The organism is Aeromonas sp. 96A (genome assembly GCF_051919165.1).
GTDB classification, from domain to species: Bacteria; Pseudomonadota; Gammaproteobacteria; order Enterobacterales; family Aeromonadaceae; genus Aeromonas; species Aeromonas veronii.
Map to the genome: position 1 here is coordinate 4,328,953 of NZ_JBQBFE010000001.1, position 20,060 is coordinate 4,349,012.

General features: G+C 58.4%; 17 protein-coding genes. 12 read left to right on the forward strand and 5 right to left on the reverse strand.

Translation table 11 applies throughout. From position 1 onward, the window contains the following. Nucleotides 1-78: 78 nt before the first annotated feature. Both ACTG2W_RS20165 and ACTG2W_RS20170 read right to left on the reverse strand, forming a co-directional pair. Nucleotides 79-2,085, reverse strand: coding sequence for a methyl-accepting chemotaxis protein (locus ACTG2W_RS20165; RefSeq protein ID WP_106842645.1), 2,007 nt, complete (start codon nt 2,083-2,085; stop codon nt 79-81). A 193-nt stretch (nt 2,086-2,278) separates the two neighbouring features. Next, the gene (locus tag ACTG2W_RS20170; protein WP_005334398.1) at nt 2,279-3,574 is read right to left on the reverse strand and encodes an amino acid permease; all 1,296 of its coding nucleotides are present in this window, start codon (nt 3,572-3,574) and stop codon (nt 2,279-2,281) included. A gap of 251 nt (nt 3,575-3,825) precedes the next feature. Between ACTG2W_RS20170 and ACTG2W_RS20175 the strand changes: the two genes are divergently transcribed. The 7 genes from ACTG2W_RS20175 to ACTG2W_RS20205 all read left to right on the forward strand — a co-directional run bounded on the left by ACTG2W_RS20175 (nt 3,826) and on the right by ACTG2W_RS20205 (nt 12,048). Then, nucleotides 3,826-4,209, forward strand: a complete 384-nt coding sequence (locus tag ACTG2W_RS20175) for a Rid family detoxifying hydrolase (RefSeq protein ID WP_005344164.1) — start codon at nt 3,826-3,828, stop codon at nt 4,207-4,209. A gap of 22 nt (nt 4,210-4,231) precedes the next feature. After that, on the forward strand, nt 4,232-5,521 hold the full coding sequence (locus tag ACTG2W_RS20180; protein WP_069555376.1) for an L-cysteine desulfidase family protein: 1,290 nt from the start codon (nt 4,232-4,234) through the stop codon (nt 5,519-5,521). 64 nt (nt 5,522-5,585) lie between these two features. Further along, nucleotides 5,586-6,239, forward strand: a complete 654-nt coding sequence (locus ACTG2W_RS20185; protein ID WP_005334376.1) for a helix-turn-helix transcriptional regulator — start codon at nt 5,586-5,588, stop codon at nt 6,237-6,239. Between the two features lie 153 nt (nt 6,240-6,392). After that, nucleotides 6,393-6,980 carry a histidine phosphatase family protein gene (locus tag ACTG2W_RS20190; protein ID WP_106842644.1) on the forward strand — a complete coding sequence of 196 codons (588 nt, stop codon included), beginning with the start codon at nt 6,393-6,395 and terminating at the stop codon, nt 6,978-6,980. A 323-nt stretch (nt 6,981-7,303) separates the two neighbouring features. Continuing rightward, nucleotides 7,304-8,929, forward strand: coding sequence for a methyl-accepting chemotaxis protein (locus ACTG2W_RS20195; RefSeq protein ID WP_106842643.1), 1,626 nt, complete (start codon nt 7,304-7,306; stop codon nt 8,927-8,929). Between the two features lie 287 nt (nt 8,930-9,216). Beyond that, complete coding sequence (gene fabV / locus ACTG2W_RS20200) at nt 9,217-10,410, forward strand: enoyl-ACP reductase FabV (RefSeq protein ID WP_421308657.1); 1,194 nt, start codon at nt 9,217-9,219, stop codon at nt 10,408-10,410. A gap of 162 nt (nt 10,411-10,572) precedes the next feature. Further along, nucleotides 10,573-12,048: a YfcC family protein gene (locus ACTG2W_RS20205; RefSeq protein WP_106842641.1), complete on the forward strand. Its 1,476-nt coding sequence runs from the start codon at nt 10,573-10,575 to the stop codon at nt 12,046-12,048. 63 nt (nt 12,049-12,111) lie between these two features. Here the strand turns inward: ACTG2W_RS20205 and ACTG2W_RS20210 are convergent, their stop codons facing one another. Further along, entirely contained in the window at nt 12,112-13,326 is a 1,215-nt protein-coding gene (locus tag ACTG2W_RS20210) for a pyridoxal phosphate-dependent aminotransferase (protein WP_005334367.1), read from the reverse strand. 381 nt (nt 13,327-13,707) lie between these two features. On the opposite strand from ACTG2W_RS20210, the gene ACTG2W_RS20215 reads away from it, so the two are divergent. Both ACTG2W_RS20215 and aqpZ read left to right on the forward strand, forming a co-directional pair. Then, nucleotides 13,708-13,920, forward strand: a complete 213-nt coding sequence (locus ACTG2W_RS20215) for a DUF1653 domain-containing protein (protein ID WP_005334366.1) — start codon at nt 13,708-13,710, stop codon at nt 13,918-13,920. 270 nt (nt 13,921-14,190) lie between these two features. Continuing rightward, nucleotides 14,191-14,880 (forward strand): aquaporin Z, encoded by a 690-nt coding sequence (gene aqpZ / locus ACTG2W_RS20220; protein ID WP_005334357.1) that lies wholly within the window; start codon nt 14,191-14,193, stop codon nt 14,878-14,880. Nucleotides 14,881-14,972: 92 nt separating this feature from the next. Here the strand turns inward: aqpZ and ACTG2W_RS20225 are convergent, their stop codons facing one another. Continuing rightward, on the reverse strand, nt 14,973-15,722 hold the full coding sequence (locus ACTG2W_RS20225; protein WP_374759791.1) for a lytic transglycosylase domain-containing protein: 750 nt from the start codon (nt 15,720-15,722) through the stop codon (nt 14,973-14,975). A gap of 328 nt (nt 15,723-16,050) precedes the next feature. Here ACTG2W_RS20225 and ACTG2W_RS20230 point away from each other — a divergent pair, with 328 nt between their 5' ends. Beyond that, the gene (locus ACTG2W_RS20230) at nt 16,051-16,491 is read left to right on the forward strand and encodes a GNAT family N-acetyltransferase (protein WP_041980377.1); all 441 of its coding nucleotides are present in this window, start codon (nt 16,051-16,053) and stop codon (nt 16,489-16,491) included. A gap of 5 nt (nt 16,492-16,496) precedes the next feature. On the opposite strand, the gene ACTG2W_RS20235 is transcribed toward ACTG2W_RS20230, so the two are convergent. Beyond that, a complete protein-coding gene (locus tag ACTG2W_RS20235; protein ID WP_005353308.1) occupies nt 16,497-17,039 on the reverse strand; it encodes a DUF1439 domain-containing protein in 543 nt (180 codons plus the stop codon). A gap of 97 nt (nt 17,040-17,136) precedes the next feature. On the opposite strand from ACTG2W_RS20235, the gene cls reads away from it, so the two are divergent. Both cls and ACTG2W_RS20245 read left to right on the forward strand, forming a co-directional pair. Beyond that, nucleotides 17,137-18,618 (forward strand): cardiolipin synthase, encoded by a 1,482-nt coding sequence (gene cls, locus ACTG2W_RS20240; RefSeq protein ID WP_005361740.1) that lies wholly within the window; start codon nt 17,137-17,139, stop codon nt 18,616-18,618. 107 nt (nt 18,619-18,725) lie between these two features. Next, complete coding sequence (locus ACTG2W_RS20245) at nt 18,726-19,988, forward strand: DUF945 family protein (RefSeq protein WP_106842640.1); 1,263 nt, start codon at nt 18,726-18,728, stop codon at nt 19,986-19,988. The last annotated feature ends 72 nt before the right edge of the window (nt 19,989-20,060 follow it).

The window sequence follows — 20,060 nt, forward strand, 5'->3', positions numbered from 1 at the left end:
AGCAACCGAGATGTTGTTGGCAGGGGCGAGACCGAGATAATGCCGGGCTCACGTTGAGCCCGGCTTGTCAGCGCTCTGTTACAGCACGAAGCTCTGTACCATGGCGCGCAGCTGTTCGGTGAGCTGGTGGATCTGGCGGGCGGCATCGCGGGCGGCGTTGGCCACTTGCAGCGCCTCGTCGCTGCCATCCGAGATGCGCACCACGTTGCGTTCGATCTCGTTGACCACGGCTCCCTGCTGCTCGATGGCGCTGGCGATGATGGCGTTGGTATCGACCATCCGATCCACCTTCTCGGTGATGGCGCCGAAGGCCTGTTTTGCCTCCTGCGCCAGCCCGACCCCCTCCTGTGCTTCATGGCTGGCCGCCGACATGGCGGTGACCGAGGCGCGGGCACCGGATTGCAGCTGTTCAATCATCTGCTGGATCTCGACGGTAGCCCCCTGGGTGCGGTTGGCAAGAGACCGCACCTCGTCGGCCACCACTGCAAAGCCGCGACCCTGCTCACCGGCCCGGGCCGCTTCGATGGCGGCGTTGAGGGCGAGCAGGTTGGTCTGTTCGGCGATGCCGCGGATCACGCTGATGACGCCGCCAATCTGGCTGCACTGCTGCTCCAGTTGGCCGATGGTGTCGGCGGTGCGCAGCACCTCGCGGTTGATATGGTCGATTGCCTTGATAGTGCGCTCCACCACATCCTCGCCCTGACCAACCACGTTCTGCGCCTCCTGGGTCATGCGGGCGGCTTGCAGGGCGTTGCCCGCCATGTCTTGTGAGGTGGCGGCCAGCTCCTTGATGGCGGTGGCGACCTGATGGGTCTCCCCTTGCTGATCGGCAATCACCTCCTGCGAGCGGCAGGTGCGCGCTTCGATCTCGGTGGCGCTCTCCACCACGGTGACGCCATTTTCACGCACTCGCAGCATCAGGGTGCGCAGGGTCTCCAGGGTCACGTTGTAATCCCGGCTGATGGCGGCCAGCTCGTCCTGACCGACGATCTCGATATGCTGGCTGAGATCCTGGGCGTTGACCCGGGCGGCGATATCACGCACCCGCCCTACGGTGTCGCGCAGGGAGAGATAGGCGCCGATCATCAGGTAGAGGTAGAGCAGCAAGCTGGCGGTCAGCGGCGCGGTGATCCACCAGAAGTGGCGTTGGTTGGCGGTCAGCCGCTGATGTAAGTCGGCCTCCAGCCGCTGGCGTACCTGGCCTGCCAGTGCGGTGATGGCCTCGTCCATCTTATCCCCCAGTGCCTGCACCTCCTTGGTGGAGAGCTGCACCAGCTGATCCTTCATCATCTTGTTTTCCATGGTCTCGACCCCCTGACGCACCAGCTGTATCAGAGCATCGGTCTGCTGACCCAGCTCGGCGCGGTAGGCCGGTTCCATCTGGTAGAGCAGGGTCAGATCGGCCTCCAGCTCCTGCAGGGTGGCGCTGATGAGGTCGAGACGAAAACGCAGGCCGCTGTAGCCCTCGGCCTGAAACAGGCCGAAATCGGCGATGGTGGCGGCGCGATCTCGCACCTGAGCCAGCAGGTCGCGCAGCTGCGGCAACCGCTCGCTGGCGAGGATCACCATGTAGTAGGTACCGAGTGCCGGATCCTGGATCAGGCTGCTACTGGCGGTAATGTGCTTGTAGAGGTGGCGCACCTCGGTCAGCAGCTTGTCGTGGCGCAGGTTGCTCTGCTCCACTTCCAGCTTGCCCGCTTCGCCCTGCAGGGCGGCCCAGCCCTGTTTGATCACCTCAAAGGAGGGGTTGTTCTGGCGGGTGTCGGCAAAGGCTTGCAGGCTCAGCTCCACCGCTTGTGCGGCCGCCTTGACCTGATCGTCACCGACCGGATCCACCTCATAGGCGTGGCGGGTCACCAGATTGCGATGGTTAAGCAGGGTCTGCTCGATGGCGGGAACGGGGGCGAGATTGATCACTCCCGCAAGTTCCCGGTTGGCCTGCGCGTTGTCATCCTGTAGCCGCCCCAGCAGATTGGTCATGCTGTACGCCAGTGGCAGCAGCATCAGGCAGGACCAGAGCAGGAATTTGTATTTGAAGGAGAGCTGATTGCCCAGCCGGATGGCGGGGTTGAAAATCCATTTCATGTTAAGCCTCGATACCTGAGTGCGGGCGTGATTCGTGTTGCCTGAATAGTACTCCGAGCGGCCTCCCTTGGGTGATGGCCGGTTGCAAGTTGTGATCCCCTTGGCTTTTTACTTCCGGGCGGGGGCGCCGTCAGCCGCCCCAATAGAAAACGGGCCACCCGAAGGTGACCCGCGGTCGATAAGGGGACACCGATCAGTTGAACGCCAGGAAGGGCGAGACACAGAGCAGTAGGCCGGTGACGATGATGATGTAGAGGGAGGTGCCCTTGTACTTGTGCAGCGCCGGTACCTGATAGACCAGATAGGCCGGGATGAGGCAACCCACCATGCCGAAGATGGGGCTGCAGATGGAGGTGAAGCTCAGTACCGGTGCGTTGAGCACGATGGCACCCCAGGAGAGCATGACGGTAAACACCATGATCCCTTTGCCTACCAATCCTTTGTTGATGCGGTTTTCCGGCATGACGCGGCGCAGCAGGTTCATTGCCAGCCCCTGACAGGCTTCACGGAAACCGAGGTAAACGCCGAAGTAGGCGGTCATCACCGCGAAGATGTTGAGGGTGAGGCTCAGGAGCTTGAGGGTCTGGCCGGGCATCCCCTGGGCTACCATGGCCAGCGCGGAGATGTTCTCCTCGGAGGCTTTAACCGCCTGATCGTGACCCATGGCAAGAGTGAAGGAGACGGCGTAGAAGAACACCACCACGAACAGGATGCCGAAGGCGATATTCATGGCGCGCATCGCCTTGAAGCGGGCCACTTCCAGCGACTTTTCCCGCGAGCGGTAGGAGATCACCATGGGGCTCAGGCTCTGGATAAAGAGGATGGAGGTGAGGGTGAAGGGGAGCATGATGATGGCATCCTTCATCCAGTCACCGGCAGCGGGCATGGCGGTGATGTTGGCCGCATCCCACTTGTCCACCATCATCAGGCCGAGCACTGCGACCACGCTGATCTTGGTCAGCACCATAAAGGTGGAGATCTTGAACAGCAGGTTTTCGCCGCGCGAGGCCAGAGCCACCAGACCGCATATCAGCACCAGACCGTAGAGCGGGTTTTCGGAAAGCAGGCCGTCGGTGACGCCGAAGCTCTGCAAGAAGGAGGCGCTGTCATTGGTGATGGCGGTGGAGTAGACGAAGACCCAGATCACCAGCATCACGAAGTAGAGCGCGCCGAGCAGCACACCCCAGTTCTTGCCAAGGTAGCCGGTGATGACGCTGGGGTAATCCTTGCACTCCGGCGAGGTGGCCAGGGTGTTGATAAAGAGGCGCTGGAACATGTACATGGCGGGGTAGCCGATCACCGCCGAGAGCAGAAAGACCCACAAGCCCATCAGACCTACCTGTACCGGCAGGAAGACGATCCCTGCACCGATGGCCATGCCGATGCTCATGATGATCCAGCCCCAGTCGGTGCTGTCGAAGCGAACCGCTTCTTTCCATTCCAGCGTGCCCATCACGGGGCTGGCGAGTGTAGTGCTATGCGCGTCCATTAAAACCTTCTTTTTTGTAGGGATGTGGGAAAGCGGCGCAAATATAGTTGAATGAAACTGTCATAAACAATGCCCATAAGAGTACTTTTGTTCAAATCAGGATGGTGATCACGGTTTATATTGAGGCCGAAAGGTGCCTTTAAACGCCATTTTTGTATCTTTTTGTTGAATGGATAAAATAAAAAGCAAATAATGTTGAACGGAATGAGATTCATGATTGCAAAAAAAATTGCACAAACAGGAGTGGCTATATGAAACGCATCATCACAGCAGCAGCGGCACCTGACGCTATCGGTCCCTACAGCCACGGCACTGCCTATGGCGACCTCATCTTTACCTCCGGTCAGTTGCCGGTCTGCAAGCAGCAGGGTGGTGTGGTGGAAGGGGGGATTGCCGCCCAGACCCGCCAGTCACTGGAAAACCTGAAATCCGTGCTGGAAGCCGCTGGCGGCTCGCTGGATACCGTGCTCAAAACCACCTGCTACCTCGCCGAGATCAGCGATTTTGCCGCGTTCAACGAGGTCTATAAAGCCTATTTCCAGAAAGATTGTCCGGCGCGCAGCTGCTTCGCAGTGAAGGATCTGCCGATGGGCGTCAAGGTTGAAGTGGAAGCGATCGCCCATATCGCTCGTTAATGCTGATAAAAAGGTTCAAGTGATGAAACAAGCGTGGCAGCAGTATCTGCAGATTATTCAACAGGTTGTCAAACCAGCGCTGGGTTGTACCGAGCCAATCGCCGCCGCCTATGCCGCGGCTGTCGCCGTCCGGCAACTGGGCTGTGAGCCCGGTCGCCTCGAGGTTGCGGTGTCGGACAATCTCTATAAAAACTCGATGGGTGTCTATGTGCCGGGCACCGGCAAGATCGGTCTGGCCATTGCGGCCGCGGCCGGTGCCATCGGCGGCAACGCCGATGCCGGGCTGGAGGTGCTGGCCGCGATCCAGCCAGCACAGGTGGATCGTGCCCAGCAGCTGATCGATGCCGGCAAGGTGCAGGTGAGCCGCACCGCCGCCCCCGAGTTTATCTTCTGCCGCGTGACCGTTTATGGCACTGATGACAAGGGTGAAGAACACAGCGCCGAAGTGACCCTCTGCGGCGGTCATACCCGCATCGTCGAGCAGCGCCGCGATGGCGAGGTGACCTTCACCGCTGATCAGAGCCAGGGGGGGGCCACCGGTTCCATCTGCGATGGCGTCGATATCAGCATCGCCGCCATCTACGAGTTCGCCACTCAGGTGGAGTTCGAGCAGATCAGGTTCATCCTCAAAGCCTCCGAGCTTAACGGCAAGCTCTCCGCCGAGGGGATGAATAACCCCTATGGCCTGGAGATTGGCCGCACCATGCAGCAGAACATCAATGCCGGTCTAATCGGTGAGGATGTGATGAACCGCATCGTGATGATGACGGCGGCCGCCTCCGATGCCCGCATGGGGGGCGCGACCCTGCCAGCCATGAGCAACTTTGGCAGCGGCAACCAGGGCATTGCCGCCACCATTCCGGTGATGGTGATTGCCGAGCGCTTTGCGGCCAGCGAAGAGCAGCTGGCTCGCGCCCTCATCATGAGCCATCTGGGCGCCATCTATATCAAGTCCCACTATCCGCCGCTGTCGGCCTTTTGTGGCAATACCGTGACCAGCGCGGCCGCCTCCATGGCCATGGTCTATCTGGCGGGCGGCAGCTTCGAGCAATCCTGCTTCGCCATCCAGAACGTGCTGAGCGACAGTGCCGGTATGGTATGTGACGGGGCGAAAGCCTCCTGCGCCATGAAGGTGAGTACCTCCTCCGGCGCGGCGGTGCGCGGCTTCCTGATGGCTCTCAATAGCCACTCGGTGTCGGGGCAGGGGATCGTCGCCGGCGACGTGGATCAGACCATCCGCAACGTCGGCCAGATGGTGAAGGAGGGCATGTCTGCCACAGACAGCACCATTATTGATATCATGTCCGCCTGATGTCCCTGTCGGTTGCTGCCCGGCGCCCATTGTCCGGCAGCAACCCTTGCAAGAAGGTCCCATTGTGAAGCTGCAAGAGTTGAGTCCGAGCGATTTTGAGATCCTCAAGTCGATGGAGAACATTGTGGACGGCATCGCCGCCATGTATGGTCAGCACACCGAAGTGCTGCTCCACAGTCTGGATGCGCGCAATCCCTCGATCGTCAAGATTGCCAACGGCCATATCACCGGCCGCAGTGTCGGCGCCCCCATCACCAACCTGGCGATGATGAAGCTCAAGAGCGGGCAGGATATCTCCAGCCCCTACATGACCAAGTGTGCCACCGGCAAGACCCTGCGCTCCATCACCACCGTGATCCGCAACGGGGAGCACAGGGCCATCGGCTTGCTCTGTATCAACAGCGACATGGATGCCCCGCTGCAATCCGTGCTACGGACCATGATGCCGGAGTGCATGCATCCCCACGAGAGCCATGCCACCCCGGAGGTGTTCGCCCGCAACATCGACGAAGCGCTCAACAGCACCATAGATACCGTCAGTGCCGAGGTGCGCGGCAACGAGGCGGTGCCCCCGTCCCAGAAGACCCGGGTCATCGTCAACCAGCTGCACGACATGGGGATCTTCGAACTGAAAGACAGTGCCCAGATCGCCGCGCGCCAGCTCGGCATCTCGGTCCACTCCATCTACCGCTATCTGCGGGAGATCAAGAAGGGCTGAGCCGGTTTAATCTGGCCAAATTGGCAGCAAACGGGTCAGCCCTGACCCGTTTTTTACGCCCGTTTTAGCCTCTCTGTTTGGGCCATCCCCCAGGCTCATCTGCTATCATCGTCCCCTTCATTTTTCTATCTCTCTGAACGTGCTGGAGAAATCATGTCTCGACTCATCTATCTGCTGCGCCACGGCCAGACCCGCTTCAATGCCGAGCAGCGTCTGCAGGGGCGTTGCAACTCCGATCTGACCGACAAGGGTGAGGCGCAAGCCATCGCCATGGGGCGGCGCCTTGCCGCCGAACTGGCGGATCCCGCCCGCTGGACCGTCTATGCCAGCCCGCTCGGTCGCGCCCGTCAGACTGCACTGCTGGTGTGCGAGCAGTTGGGACTGACGGCAGATCGCATCGTCTGGGACGATCGGTTGATGGAGCTCGGTATGGGGGAGTGGGAGAGCTGCCAGATCCCGGTGCTGCGGCTCGCTCATCCCGAGCTCGATACCGGCAAGGGGGACTGGTATCTGCAGGCACCGGGGGCCGAGAGCTTCGAGAGTATTCAGCTCCGGGCACACCAGTGGTTGCAGGATCCTGCCATTGCCGAGCGGGCCATCGTTATCTCCCACGGCCTGCTTGGTGCCATGTTGCGCGGCGTCTATGCCGATCTCGACTATGAGGCGATCTGGTCACAGGAGTTGCCGCAAGATGCCTTCTATAAGCTGCAGGATGGCCACATCACCCGCATTGCCTGCTAGTTTTGTGGACGTTGCCGCCATCAGTGCATGGACGATGCAGGCTGCAACACGCTACGGATTTTGCTTTGCGAAGATTAGACATCAACGAAATGATGAATAGACTCAAAAAGCGCATTATCAATAAGGGTATTAGCCCTTCTCCTGCGGTGATGTGTTTAAGGTCTGGTTTTGCGAACAGGTTGCAACTTGCATTGCACTATGGTGCACAGACCGCGCTTTTTAATGAGGTAAGCGGGTGATTGTATTGAAATGAGCGGTCGCGTGATGCTTGGTGTATCAATTGCATATTAAACGACCAGTGGCCTGAGTATGAGGACGACACCATGAAAGGGATCTCGGTTCGTAGCAAATTATTGATGCTGGTTGTGGTACCGCTGTTTTGTATGATTTTGCTGTGCACTCTCTCCCTTTGGGGGATGCGCCTGATGAATCAGGCTGCCCATCAGGTGAATGAAGAGGAGGTGCAGCAGTTATCCGAACTGAAGCTGATTTCAGACTTGTATGCGGTCAGTGTCGTTGATGCGATCAATAAAGCGCATGTTGGATTAATCACCCGTGAAGAGGCAAAACGTTCCGTTACTGAAGCGCAGTTAAAAGCAGCAACGGAATGGAAGCGTTACATGGCCCAGAAGATGTCTGCGGAAGAACGGGCGATAGCGGAGTCTGCCCAGGTATTGATGAACAAAGCCGACATTACACTGGATGGTATTAAAAGTGAGCTTTCATTAAAAGCTCCTCTTGATAAGGCAATTCATCAGTTATACAGCACGGTTGATCCTTTTAATGAGGAGCTGGGCAAGCTGGTTGAACTCCAGCTGAGATTTGCAGATGAGCATGTTGGTACCTTGGAAAGTCTGGCCGTTGATTTTTCATTTGCCTTCCTCTCCATTACCGGGATTGCCCTGTTCGCTTTATCCGTGCTGGGGATCTGGATTTTTCGCGGGATCAGTCAACCGCTCACCGCTTTGCGTAGAGCGCTTTACAAGTTGCAGCATGAGCAGGATTTGACCGTCACCGTCCCCGTCATTCGGGAAGATGAATTGGGGCAAGTCGCACGGGCGCTGAATGATATGGTGAGCCATTTCCGCAGATTGATTGGCGAAATGGATGACGTGGCCGAACAGTTATCGACAGGCGCCGATGCACTGAACGAGCTGGGGCTAACCAGTGCGGAGCAAATGGCCCAGCAGCGTCTGGAGACAGATCAGAGCGCTGCGGCGATGAATGAGATGAGCGCAACGGTTAACGAAATCGCCCAGAATACAAATAGTGCTGCAATTGCCGCCCGTCAGGCTGAAAACAAGGCAGAAGAGGGGCAAGCGGTTGTCAAGGAGACCATTGGAAATATGGCTCTGCTCTCTGGTCAATTGCAAAATACATCCACTGTGCTGCAAAACCTGGCTATCGAAAGCAATAACATTACCCAGGTGATGGGGGTTATTCGCTCGATTGCCGAACAAACCAATTTACTGGCACTGAATGCGGCAATTGAAGCCGCCAGAGCGGGTGAGCAGGGGCGTGGCTTCGCTGTTGTGGCTGATGAAGTCCGGGTACTTGCTCAGCGCACCCAAAACTCTACCGGAGAAATCCAGAACACCGTCAATCGCCTGCAACAGAATGCAACTATGGCTGTTGATAGTATGAATATCGGATTATCTGAAGTGGAGAAGACGAATACCCTGATGCTGACCTGCGGCGTCTCTTTGGAAGAAATTGTGAGTGCGGTGGATGATCTGAATAATCTCAATGTGCAAGTCGCTGCCGCAGCCGAAGAGCAAAGCAAAGTCACCGAAGAGATGACGCGCAGCATGGTCAATATTGCCGATATCGCAGTACATACCTCGGACTCGGCAGCCCATGTATCGGCCAAGTGTCAGCGTCTTGATGAGATGGCCAAGTCAATGAGAACACAGATTAATCATTTTAAATGGCGCACATATGCCGCTTGATATAGGTCGATGACATTACCCCCAGGCCCCGAGAGTTCGGGGCCTTTTTGTATCATGTTGGTCGTACTGCACCTGCGTTGAAACATGTCATCGGTTTCCATGGATATGGGGAGATTCATTACCGGACTGATTAAGTGACGCTTTCCGAAAAATTGTGCATTTTTGACGGCAGCCGTCACCCTGAATGGCCATTTTTGCCGCAGTTCAACACATCAGAGCACCTTATCGCGGCAAGATGAGGTATCTTATGCCCCGATTTCATCCATTAAACGGATCCGAGACCCCATATGATCATCAAACCCAAGGTTCGCGGCTTTATCTGCACCACCACTCATCCGGTCGGTTGTGAAGCCAATGTTCGTCGCCAGATCGCTTATACCAAGGCCAAGGGCACCATCGAGAATGGTCCCAAGAAGGTGCTGGTGATCGGCGCTTCTACCGGTTATGGCCTGGCCTCCCGGATTGCGGCTGCCTTCGGTAGCGGCGCCGCCACCCTCGGCGTCTTCTTTGAAAAAGCGGGCACCGAGTCCAAGACAGGTACCGCAGGTTGGTACAACTCTGCCGCCTTCGACAAGGCAGCCAAAGAGGCGGGCCTCTACGCCAAGAGCGTCAACGGCGATGCCTTCTCCAACGAGTGCCGCGCCAAGGTGATCGAGATTATCAAGCAGGATCTGGGTCAGATTGATCTGGTGGTCTACTCCCTGGCCTCTCCGGTGCGCAAGATGCCGGAAACCGGCGAAGTGGTGCGCTCTGCCCTCAAACCGATCGGTGAGGTCTACACCACCACCGCCATCGATACCAACAAGGATCAGATCATCACCGCTACCGTCGAGCCGGCGAACGAGGAAGAGATCCAGAACACCATCACCGTCATGGGCGGTCAGGATTGGGAGCTGTGGATGGCTGCCCTGCGTGATGCCGGCGTGCTGGCTGACGGCGCCAAGTCCGTGGCTTACTCCTACATCGGTACCGATCTGACCTGGCCAATCTACTGGCATGGCACTCTGGGTCGCGCCAAGGAAGATCTGGACCGCGCCGCTGCCGCCATCCGTGGCGATCTGGCCGCCAAGGGCGGCACCGCTCACGTGGCCGTGCTGAAATCCGTGGTGACCCAGGCTTCTTCCGCCATTCCGGTGATGCCGCTCTATATCTCCATGGCTTTCAAGATCATGAAGGAGAAGGGCATTCACGAGGGGTGCATGGAGCAGGTGGATCGCATGATGCGCACCCGTCTCTACGCGTCCGACATGGCGCTGGACGAGCAGGCTCGCATCCGCATGGATGACTGGGAACTGCGCGAAGATGTGCAGCAGACCTGCCGCGACCTGTGGCCATCCATCACCAGCGAAAACCTCTCAGAATTGACCGATTACACCGGCTACAAGCAGGAGTTCCTGCGCCTGTTCGGTTTCGGTCTGGACGAGGTCGATTACGATGCGGATGTAAATCCGGACGTGAAATTCGACGTGGTCGAGCTCTGAGTCTGACTCAAGTGAAAACGGGGCCCCGCGGGGCCCTGTTTTTTTGGCAAACATTCCGCTAGTTTGCGGAATTTTATTATCAGCGATCACCTTTTTCCCATATCAAACCCGCTAGTCTTGCGCTGATCGGATCACAGACGGCATTGCCGAGGTACGGAAGCTATGACCACTCCAAACGAGGCGCCCAAGAAGCGCCAACTTCCCACTGTCTATACCCTGCTTTTTATTATCATCGCCCTGATGGCCGCCCTCACCTGGGTGCTGCCAGCGGGCAAATATGACTATGTCACCGCCAAGACCCAGCAGCCGGTGGCGGCAGCGGCCGTGGCCGATTACAGCGGCGACGAGCGGCTGTTGCCGGTGCCCGGCAGTTACACCGAACTCCCCGCCCACCCGCAAGGGGTATTCGAGGTGCTCAAGGCCCCCATTCAGGGCTTTCACAAGGCGGCCGACGTGGCGCTGTTCGTGCTCATCATCGGTGGTTTTCTCGCGGTGACCATGCAAAGCGGTGCGCTCGATGCCGGGGTCGGGGCCATTGTACGCGGCTTTGCCGGGCGTGAGCGGCTGCTAATTCCTGTGTTGATCGCCTTGTTTGCCCTCGGCGGCTCCACCTTCGGCATGGCGGAGGAGACAGTTGCCTTCTGGGCACTGATCGTGCCGGTGATGATGGCGGCGGGCTTTGATCGCATGGTGGCGGCGGGGATTATCCTGCTTGGCTCCGGGGTCGGGGTACTCGCCTCTACAGTCAACCCGTTTGCTACCGGCATCGCCTCCGGTTTTGCCGGTATCCCCATTGGTGAGGGGATTGGCCTGCGGGTCATCCAGTGGCTGCTGCTGGTGATCTTCGCCTCCTGGTTCGTGATGCGCTACGCCAAGCAGGTACAGCAGGACAAATCCCGCTCTGTGCTGGCCGACATCACCTATGACGACGAGTTCTCCCAGATGAAGAGCGGCAACCTCGCCTTCACCGGCAAGCAGAAGCTCACCATGCTGGTCTTCTTCGACACCTTCCTGCTGATGATCTATGCGGTGGTGCCCTGGTCGGACTTGGGGATCGATGCGCTGCCCACCTTTGGCTGGTGGTTTGACGAGCTCTCCACCCTGTTCTTCAGCGCCTCCATCCTGATTGCGCTGATCAACCGGATGCCGGAGTCCAACTATGTGGCGACTTTCCTGAGCGGCGCTCGGGATCTTATCGGGGTGGCACTGGTGGTGGCGGTGGCGCGTGGCATCTATGTGGTGATGGAGCAGGGCGTCATCATCGACACCATCTTGCACTGGGCCGAGGGGCTGGTGAGCGGACTCTCCTCGTCGGTATTCATCCTGATGGCCTATCTGGTCCACATCATCCTGAGCTTCTTCATCCCCTCCACCTCGGGGCTGGCGACTGTCTCCATGCCGCTGATGGGGCCGCTGGCGGACTTCTCCGGTATTTCGCGGGATCTGGTGATCACTGCCTATCAGTCCGCCTCCGGCTGGATCAACCTGTTTGCCCCCACCGCCGCTCATCTGGTGGCCGGTCTGGCGCTCGCCAAGATCCCCTACGATCGCTTCGTGCGTTGGGTGCTGCCCTTTATCATCGGCGTAGCCCTCATCACCATGGCTGTGCTGGTGGCCGGAGCCCTGCTGCACGGCTGATGGCACGGATAAAACCACAGATAACAAAAAGGCTCCCGCGGGAGCCTTTTTCATGAGCTTTGCTTACTGCTTGTAGCCCTTGAGGAAGCGGGCGAGGCGGCCGATGGCATCCTCCAGCTCCTCTTCGCGGGGCAGGAACACCAGCCGGAAGTGATCCGGCGCCGGCCAGTTGAAGCCTGTGCCCTGTACCAGCAGCAGCTTTTCCTGTTGCAGCAGGTCGAACACCATCTTCTGATCGTCGCGTATGTCATACACCTTGGGGTCGAGACGCGGGAACATGTAGAGCGCTCCCTTGGGTTTGACGCAGGAAACCCCGGGGATCTCGTTCAAGAGCTCCCACGCCTTGTCCCGCTGCTTGCGCAGGCGGCCGCCCGGCAAGATCAGCTCGTTGATGCTCTGGTAGCCGCCAAGCGCAGTCTGGATGGCGTGCTGCATCGGCACGTTGGCGCACAGTCGCATGGAGGCCAGCATCTCCAGCCCTTCAATGTAACCGCGGGCACGGCCTTTTGGACCGGTGATGACCATCCAGCCCTGACGGAAGCCGCAGGCGCGGTAGGCCTTGGAGAGGCCGTTGAAGGTCACCACCATCACATCGTCACACAGGGTGCAGACGCTGGTGTGGGAGATATCGTCGTAGAGGATCTTGTCGTAGATCTCGTCGGCGAAGATGATGAGGTTGTGCTGGCGGGCGATCTCGATCACCTCCAGCAGGAACTCGCTGCCGTAGACGGCTCCGGTCGGATTGTTGGGGTTGATCAGCACCAGGCCGCGAGTGCGCGGGGTGATGCGAGCGCGGATGTCGTCGAGATCCGGATACCAGTCAGCTCCTTCATCGCAGCGATAGTGCACCGCATGGCCACCGGAGAGAGTGACGGCCGCGGTCCAGAGCGGGTAGTCGGGGGAGGGTACCAGCATCTCGTCGCCATTGTTGAGCAGCGCCTGCATCGCCATCACGATCAGCTCGCTGGCGCCATTGCCGATGTAGATGTCGTCGATATCGACCTTGCGCATCCCTTTTTGCTGGTAGTACTGCATCACCGCTTTACGGGCAGAGAAGAGCCCCTTGGAGTCGCAGTAGCCCTGGCTCAGCGGCATGTTGAGGATGACATCCTTGATGATCTCTTCCGGCGCATCAAAGCCGAACGGGGCCGGGTTGCCGATGTTGAGCTTGAGAATGCGGTGGCCTTCGTCTTCGAGACGGCGAGCCTCTTTATGCACCGGGCCGCGGATGTCATAGCAGACATCGTCAAGCTTGTGCGACTTGTCGATTGTGAACATGGTGAGTGTGATTCCTTCCCCACAGGGACGCGTTGGCGAAAAAGGCGATTTTTAGTATCAAATTTCTTTTCCCCTATTCTTCACAGAATTGAATGCTAGAACAATCCTCTTTTTAGAAGAATTCCCTGATTTTTAGCCCTAAAACAGGGTTGCTAGAACGTTAAATTCAGCACGATCTTTGGTGCTAACCAAGGTTAACTAGTGAAACATGGGGAACGAATTAACAATGCTGCCTGACTGTGTTGCAATATCCGGATCCTGTGGCACGATTGGCTTGTGTAAAAAATCGTCTTCGTCCCCCTTCTCGATGAGTTGAATGGCACTCATGGTGTCATCTTTATGTGGTTCGCTCATCGGTGTTCACTTCTGAGAGGTTTTCCCATGCAAGCACCCGTTCCAGGCCGCTATCGCCACTTCAAGGGGGGTTACTATCAAGTGCTTGCCTTGGCTCTGCATACCGAAACCCAGGAGCAGCTGGTCATTTATCAATCCGAACAGGATGGTCAGGTCTATGCCCGTCCCGTCGCCATGTTTATGGAGTGGATTGAGCATCAGGGGCAGGTTGTCAGCCGTTTTGCCCCGGCAGGAGACTGACCACGCCTCCGTTTTTATCGTTCAAGGGATGAGCACTCGAGCTAAATGGTGTCACAAGTTGTCGCATGACGCCCTTGGGTATGAGATGTGCAGCCAGCTGTCTTAATGATAAATCCCTTATCTAATCAACTAATTGTGACGAACATCACATTCAGTGAGCTCTGCCTGCCGGGTTCGCAATCTGGACTCACACTCCCATAATGCTGCGCTTGTTCAAGCATGGGCCCTTCTCGGGTCTTGTTCGGTGTTATCTCAAATGGGAGAAATAATGTGAAACCTGTTGCTGCTGAGTTTATGGGCACTTTCTGGCTGGTATTGGGCGGGTGCGGCAGTGCCGTGCTGGCTGCTGCCTTCCCTCACGTCGGGATTGGTCTGCTGGGGGTCTCGCTGGCTTTCGGTCTGACCGTGCTGACCATGGCGTTTGCCATCGGCCATATCTCCGGTTGCCACCTCAATCCGGCCGTGACCGTCGGTTTGTGGGCGGGTGGTCGTTTTCCGGCATCCGGTGTACTGCCGTATATCGTGGCGCAAGTGTTGGGTGGCATTGCCGCCGCTGCCGTGCTTTACGTGATTGCCAGCGGTCAGGCCGGGTTTGATCTCTCTGCCGGTTTTGCTTCCAACGGCTACGGTGAGCACTCTCCGGGTGGTTATAGCCTGACTGCCGCACTCGTATGCGAAATGGTGATGACCGGTTTCTTCCTGTTCGTCATCATGGGGGCCACTGATAGCCGTGCGCCTGCCGGTTTCGCGCCGATCGCTATCGGTCTGTGCCTGACCCTGATCCACCTCGTCAGCATTCCGGTGACCAATACCTCGGTCAACCCGGCCCGCAGTACCGGTGTTGCGCTGTTTGTCGGTGACTGGGCTATCAGCCAGCTGTGGCTGTTCTGGGTTGCCCCGATTGTCGGTGCCATTCTGGGTGCGCTGGCTTATCGCCTGGTGGCGACTGAGCAGAAGTAATCATTTGCGAAACAAAGTGTGGTATCGACACGCCTGCGGGCGTGTTTTTTGTTTCTGTAGGGGCAAGAAAAGAGCATTAACTGAGGCTAACCTCAGAGCCCTTTGGCCTGTAGCATCTCTTTGTAGCGCAGGTGGAGGAGCTGGACGCGCTCCACATAGGCACGGGTTTCCGCATAGGGCGGGATACCGCCATGTTTTTGTACGGCGCCCGCGCCGGCGTTGTAGGCCGCGGTCGCCAGCGCCACGTTGCCGTCATACTGCTTGAGCAGTCCCGCCAGGTATTTCACCCCGCCGAAGATATTCTGCTCCGCCAGCAAGGCATTGCCGACCCCCAACTCCCGCGCCGTGGCGGGCATCAGCTGGGTCAGCCCCATCGCCCCCTTGCGGGAGACCGCCAGCGGATTGAAAGCCGATTCCGCATGGATCAGCGCCCGGATCAGCGCCGGCTCAACTTGATAGGTTTTGGCGGCCGCCTTGATGGTGCTGGCATAGTCATAGAGAAACAGCCCTGTGGTTTGCCAGTTGACGCTGGATTTGGGATCGCAGGCGAAGCAGTCGTTGAACAGCAGCAGCTCGTAATGGCCCTGTTCGGGCGCCATGTCGGAGTAGCGAACCACCCCGTTCTGTTGCACCGATTTATAGACCTGGATCTGCTTCTTGCCGTTGGTGGCGACTGCTGTCGTTTGAGCGGTGTCGGGTTGTGGGACTGGTGTGGCATCTTTGCTCGGACGCAAGGGGGAGGGAGCTGCGGTCAGGAAGATCACCTCCGCGGGAGGGGGAGTCTGACTCCATCCGCTCAGGGGGATCAACAACATATGGCCTGCCAGCATCCATGCTTTCAACCCTGATACTCCTTCTTGTGATGACCATGTTGAGTAAAGCATCATGACGAGGGCAGAACAAGCGGCCAACAGGGGGCAAATGATCCGATTCGGTGACCGGGATCAAAGTATCCGCCGCAATAAAGGATTGTCATCATAAAGCACGGTTTTGGCCGTCAGGCGGTGGGTCATGGCCTCTTCCACCGGGTAAGCAAGCTGCCCATGACGTCCGCTTTTTTGTTGACGAAAGGCATGCTATCGTGCTGGCGTCATGTGGTCGGATTAGCGCACCGTATCTGGCACTAATAACTGATTATCAAAGGATTTGTCTGTGACAAGCAAGCTGGCGATGGAACTCACTTTCGAAGAGTACTGCGACGCCGACCTCTCCCTTATCAGGGACTATTACGAGACGACGTTTTCCCACTATGTGCCGGATCTGGCCGAGCGGATCTTTGTCGTGCGTGATGCTCACTGGCTGGTGGGGGCGGTACGGCTGCGGGACGAGGAGGAGTTTTACCATCTGTGCGGCTTTCGCCTGTTGCCCCACTACCAGTCGCTGGGATTGGGGTCACGGCTGCTGCAGCACGCCTGTCACGGTCTGTTGGACAAACCTGTGGTCTGTCAGGCGCTGCCCTTCGAGAAGCCTTTCTATCTCAAGGCCGGGTTTGCCGATATGCCCCTCAATCAATTGAGCGGGTCGCTTTTCTCCCTCTACGAGCGGCAGCAGCAGCAGGGTTATCAGGTGGAGCTGCTGGTACGGGATACCACCCAGCCCCTCCTGAATTGAGCGGTTTAGCGGGGTTTGGTCAGCAGGTGGATCTTGCCCGGTGACAGCTCCAGCCCCAGCAGATTCTCCTTCAGCCACGCCTGATCCGGATCCTTGTCATTGAGTTTGTAGACCGGTTTGGTCTCGAGCCGCTTCTCCATGCTCTGCAGCAGCATGTTGAGCATCAGCCCGAACTTCTTCTCGGCCGCCTCCGGCTCCAGCTTGTACTCCACCAGCTTCATGTTATCGAGAAACAGCGCGCTCTGGCTCTTGTCATAGCGGGGCCTCGCCTCATAGGTCATCTGCAGGCGGGCGTCATATTCGGTATTGTCTGGCAGGGCGATTTTGAGCTTGCCCTTGCCATAGACCCGGGCGGTATCGGGGCGTTGGCGACCGATTTGGACATCGCTCTGCTCAAGCGTCACATGGGCCTTGATGATGCCCGGCAGCTCCAGCTGTTTGTCGACTTGCACCTGAGATTGCAGGTACTGGTTTATCTGTTGCTCATTGATGTCATATGAGCCTTGGCCTAGCATGGCCAGGCTGAGCAGCATAGATTGCAGGATCATGCGTGCGACCTGATAGAATGGATTTGCCTTACAGCATACCATCCTGGCCGGTTGGGGTCTGCCCACCGCGCTGTTTGTCGATTAGAAGGAGTCCCCGTTGTTTAACGGTCTGGAACACGATCTTCAACTGCTGTTTTCCCGTTTTCTGGGTTGGCTGCTACTGCTTTTTCATACCGTGATTGTTACCGGTGTGTCGTTTCGGGTGGTGATGAAACGCCGTCCTATCGGGGTGTCGCTGGCTTGGCTGGCGCTGATCTATGCCATTCCGTTTGCCGGGGTGGGCTTCTATGTGCTGTTTGGTGAAATAAAGCTGGGGCGCCGCCGTGCCGAGCGCGCCCAGGCCATGTATCGCCCTTATGCCATATGGATCCGCCAGCTGGCCCGTCTGTTCCCGCAGCACTGCTGCGAAGTGGGCGCCAAGGCACAGCCGCTGCACGATCTCATCCAGGGACGGCTCGCCATGCCGATGCTCTCCGGCAACCGCATGACCTTGCTCAACAAGCCGGACTGGATCTTGCGCGAGATAGCCCAGGATATCCGTCGCTCGACGCTCTCCTGCTATCTGGAGTTCTATATCTGGCATCCGGGCGGCGATGCCGACGAGGTGTGCGAGGCGCTCATTGAAGTGGCGCAACGCGGCGTGGATTGTCGCTTGCTGCTCGATTCGGTGGGCAGTAAACAGTTCTTCCGCTCCCACTGGCCCAAAAAGCTGCGCAAGGCGGGGGTCAAGCTGGTGGAGGTGCTGCCGGTCGGCGCCTGGCGCATTCTGTTCCAGCGTCAGGATCTGCGGATGCACCGCAAGCTGGTGGTGATTGATGACAGGGTGGGTTACACCGGCTCCATGAACATGGTGGATCCCCGTTTCTTCAAGCAGGATGCCGGGGTCGGCCAGTGGGTCGACATCATGATCCGGGTGCAGGGGCCCATGGTGCCGCTGATGTGGTCGATCTTTGTCTGGGACTGGGAGATGGAGACCGGCGAGCGGCTGCTCGACAGTCTGCAGCATGAGCCGGAGGCCTGGCCCCAGACCAACTACCGCGCCCAGCTGATCCCGTCCGGTCCCTTCGTCGGCGGCGACTGCATCCAGCAGAGCCTGCTGCTGGCCATCTATCAGGCACGCAGCCATCTGGTGCTGACAACCCCCTACTTTGTACCCGACGATCCGCTGGCGGCCGCACTCAGTTCGGCAGCGGCGCGCGGGGTGCAGGTGCAGCTGGTGTTGCCGGCACGCAACGACTCCATCATGGCCAATTACGCCTGCAACGCCTTTATGGAGGAGCTGCTGGCGGCCGGGGTGGAGATCTACCGCTACGATGCCGGTCTGCTCCATACCAAGAGCGTGCTGGTGGATGATGACTTCGCGCTGGTGGGGACGGTCAATCTGGATCGGCGCAGCCTCTGGCTCAACTTCGAGGTGACCCTGCTGGTGGATAACCCCTCGTTCGTGGCCCAGATGACCCGACTGGTGCAGGGCTATATGGCGGAAGCCACCCCGATGACCCTGGCCCAATGGCAGGCCCGCCCCTGGTACAAGAAGGCGATGGAGAACATCTTCTATCTCTTCAGCCCCTTGCTGTGATGTTGTGGCGAGCCGCAAGAAAGTGGACTCGCCATCTGATTGGACTTGCCTAGCCCCGAGTCCGCCCCGTAGAGTGCAGTGACAACTCCCTGGAGACACATGGATATATGAAAAAGATAGTGGCCCTCGCCGTGGGTGCGGCACTGGTAGGTGGTGGTCTGGCTGCGTGCTGGTACACGGGCAACAGCTTCGACAACATCATGGCGGAGCAGATCGCCAAGGTAGAGCAAGAGACCGGTATCGACATGCAGTGGCAGCCGGGTAGCAGCAACCTCTTCACCCGTGACGGGATCCTGAAGGTCGTGGTGACGCCGGAGGAGCTGGCTGCCATCGACAGCGAGCTGGAGGGCAGTCAGCCCATCGAGTTGCAACTTGTGGTCAAGAGCCAGATCCTGCCGCTCTACATCAAGAGCCACTTCCTGCTCGATACCCATAATGGCACTCTGGCGCCAGTCTTTACCGCACTGGGCATGGAGCAGTGGGAACTCGGTCTGGAGTCGGTCACCAGTCTCTGGACTCAGGGTAACAGCAGCCGTTTCTGGGCCAATGAATTCAAGATCAAACAGGGGCTGGACGAGTTCAGCTTCCTGCCCCTGAGCGGTGAGTTCCACGGCAATCTGGAGGGGAATGGTCACCTCACCATGACCTGGCAGGGGATGACGGTCCATGAAGAGCAGAGCAAGATGGACTTGGTGCTGGCCGACCTGAAAGGGAGTGCCGACATTGCCGAGATCAGCGGTGTGCTCCTCTCGCCCCAGAGCGAGATGACCCTCTCGGCCCTCACGGTACAACTGCCTGACAGCGTCAAGGTCGCTCTGCAGGGGATGACCACCGAGACTCAGTTGACCGGCGATGATGCCCAGACCCTCTCCAGCAGCTATCAGATGAAAATTGCCAAGCTGGATCTGGAGAACGAGACTGACACCCTGGCGGTGACCGACAGCAAGTTGGCGCTCAACCTCAACGGTCTGGATCTGGAAGGGTATCAGGGGCTGCAGGCCGCCGGTGGCAAGGGAGTTGAAGATGCCGCCATCCAGCAGGCGCTGGACAAGATGCTCAAACGTGGTGCGACTCTGGAGCTGGCCGATCTCAGCGCCAGGCTCAACGGTGAGGCGGTGACCATGAAGGGGGACGTGAAGCTGGCCTCTACCTCGCTGGAGCAGCTGTTCAACAGCGACGCGGGAATGCAGGCCCTCTCCGGCGTGCTGCATGCCAGCCTCAGCGACAAGCTGGGCAAGGCGGTGCCGCAACTGGCCCCCATGCTCGATCAGCTGACCCAGATGGGTTATCTGAAGGCCGACAAGCAAGCGCTGACCTCCGAGCTGAAGCTGGAGAAGGGCGCGGTGACGGTAAACGATCTGCCGCTCTGACACTCGGCGCAGAAACAACAACGGCTCCCGCGGGAGCCGTTGTTGTTTCTGGCGTTTGCATACGGGCCGTGT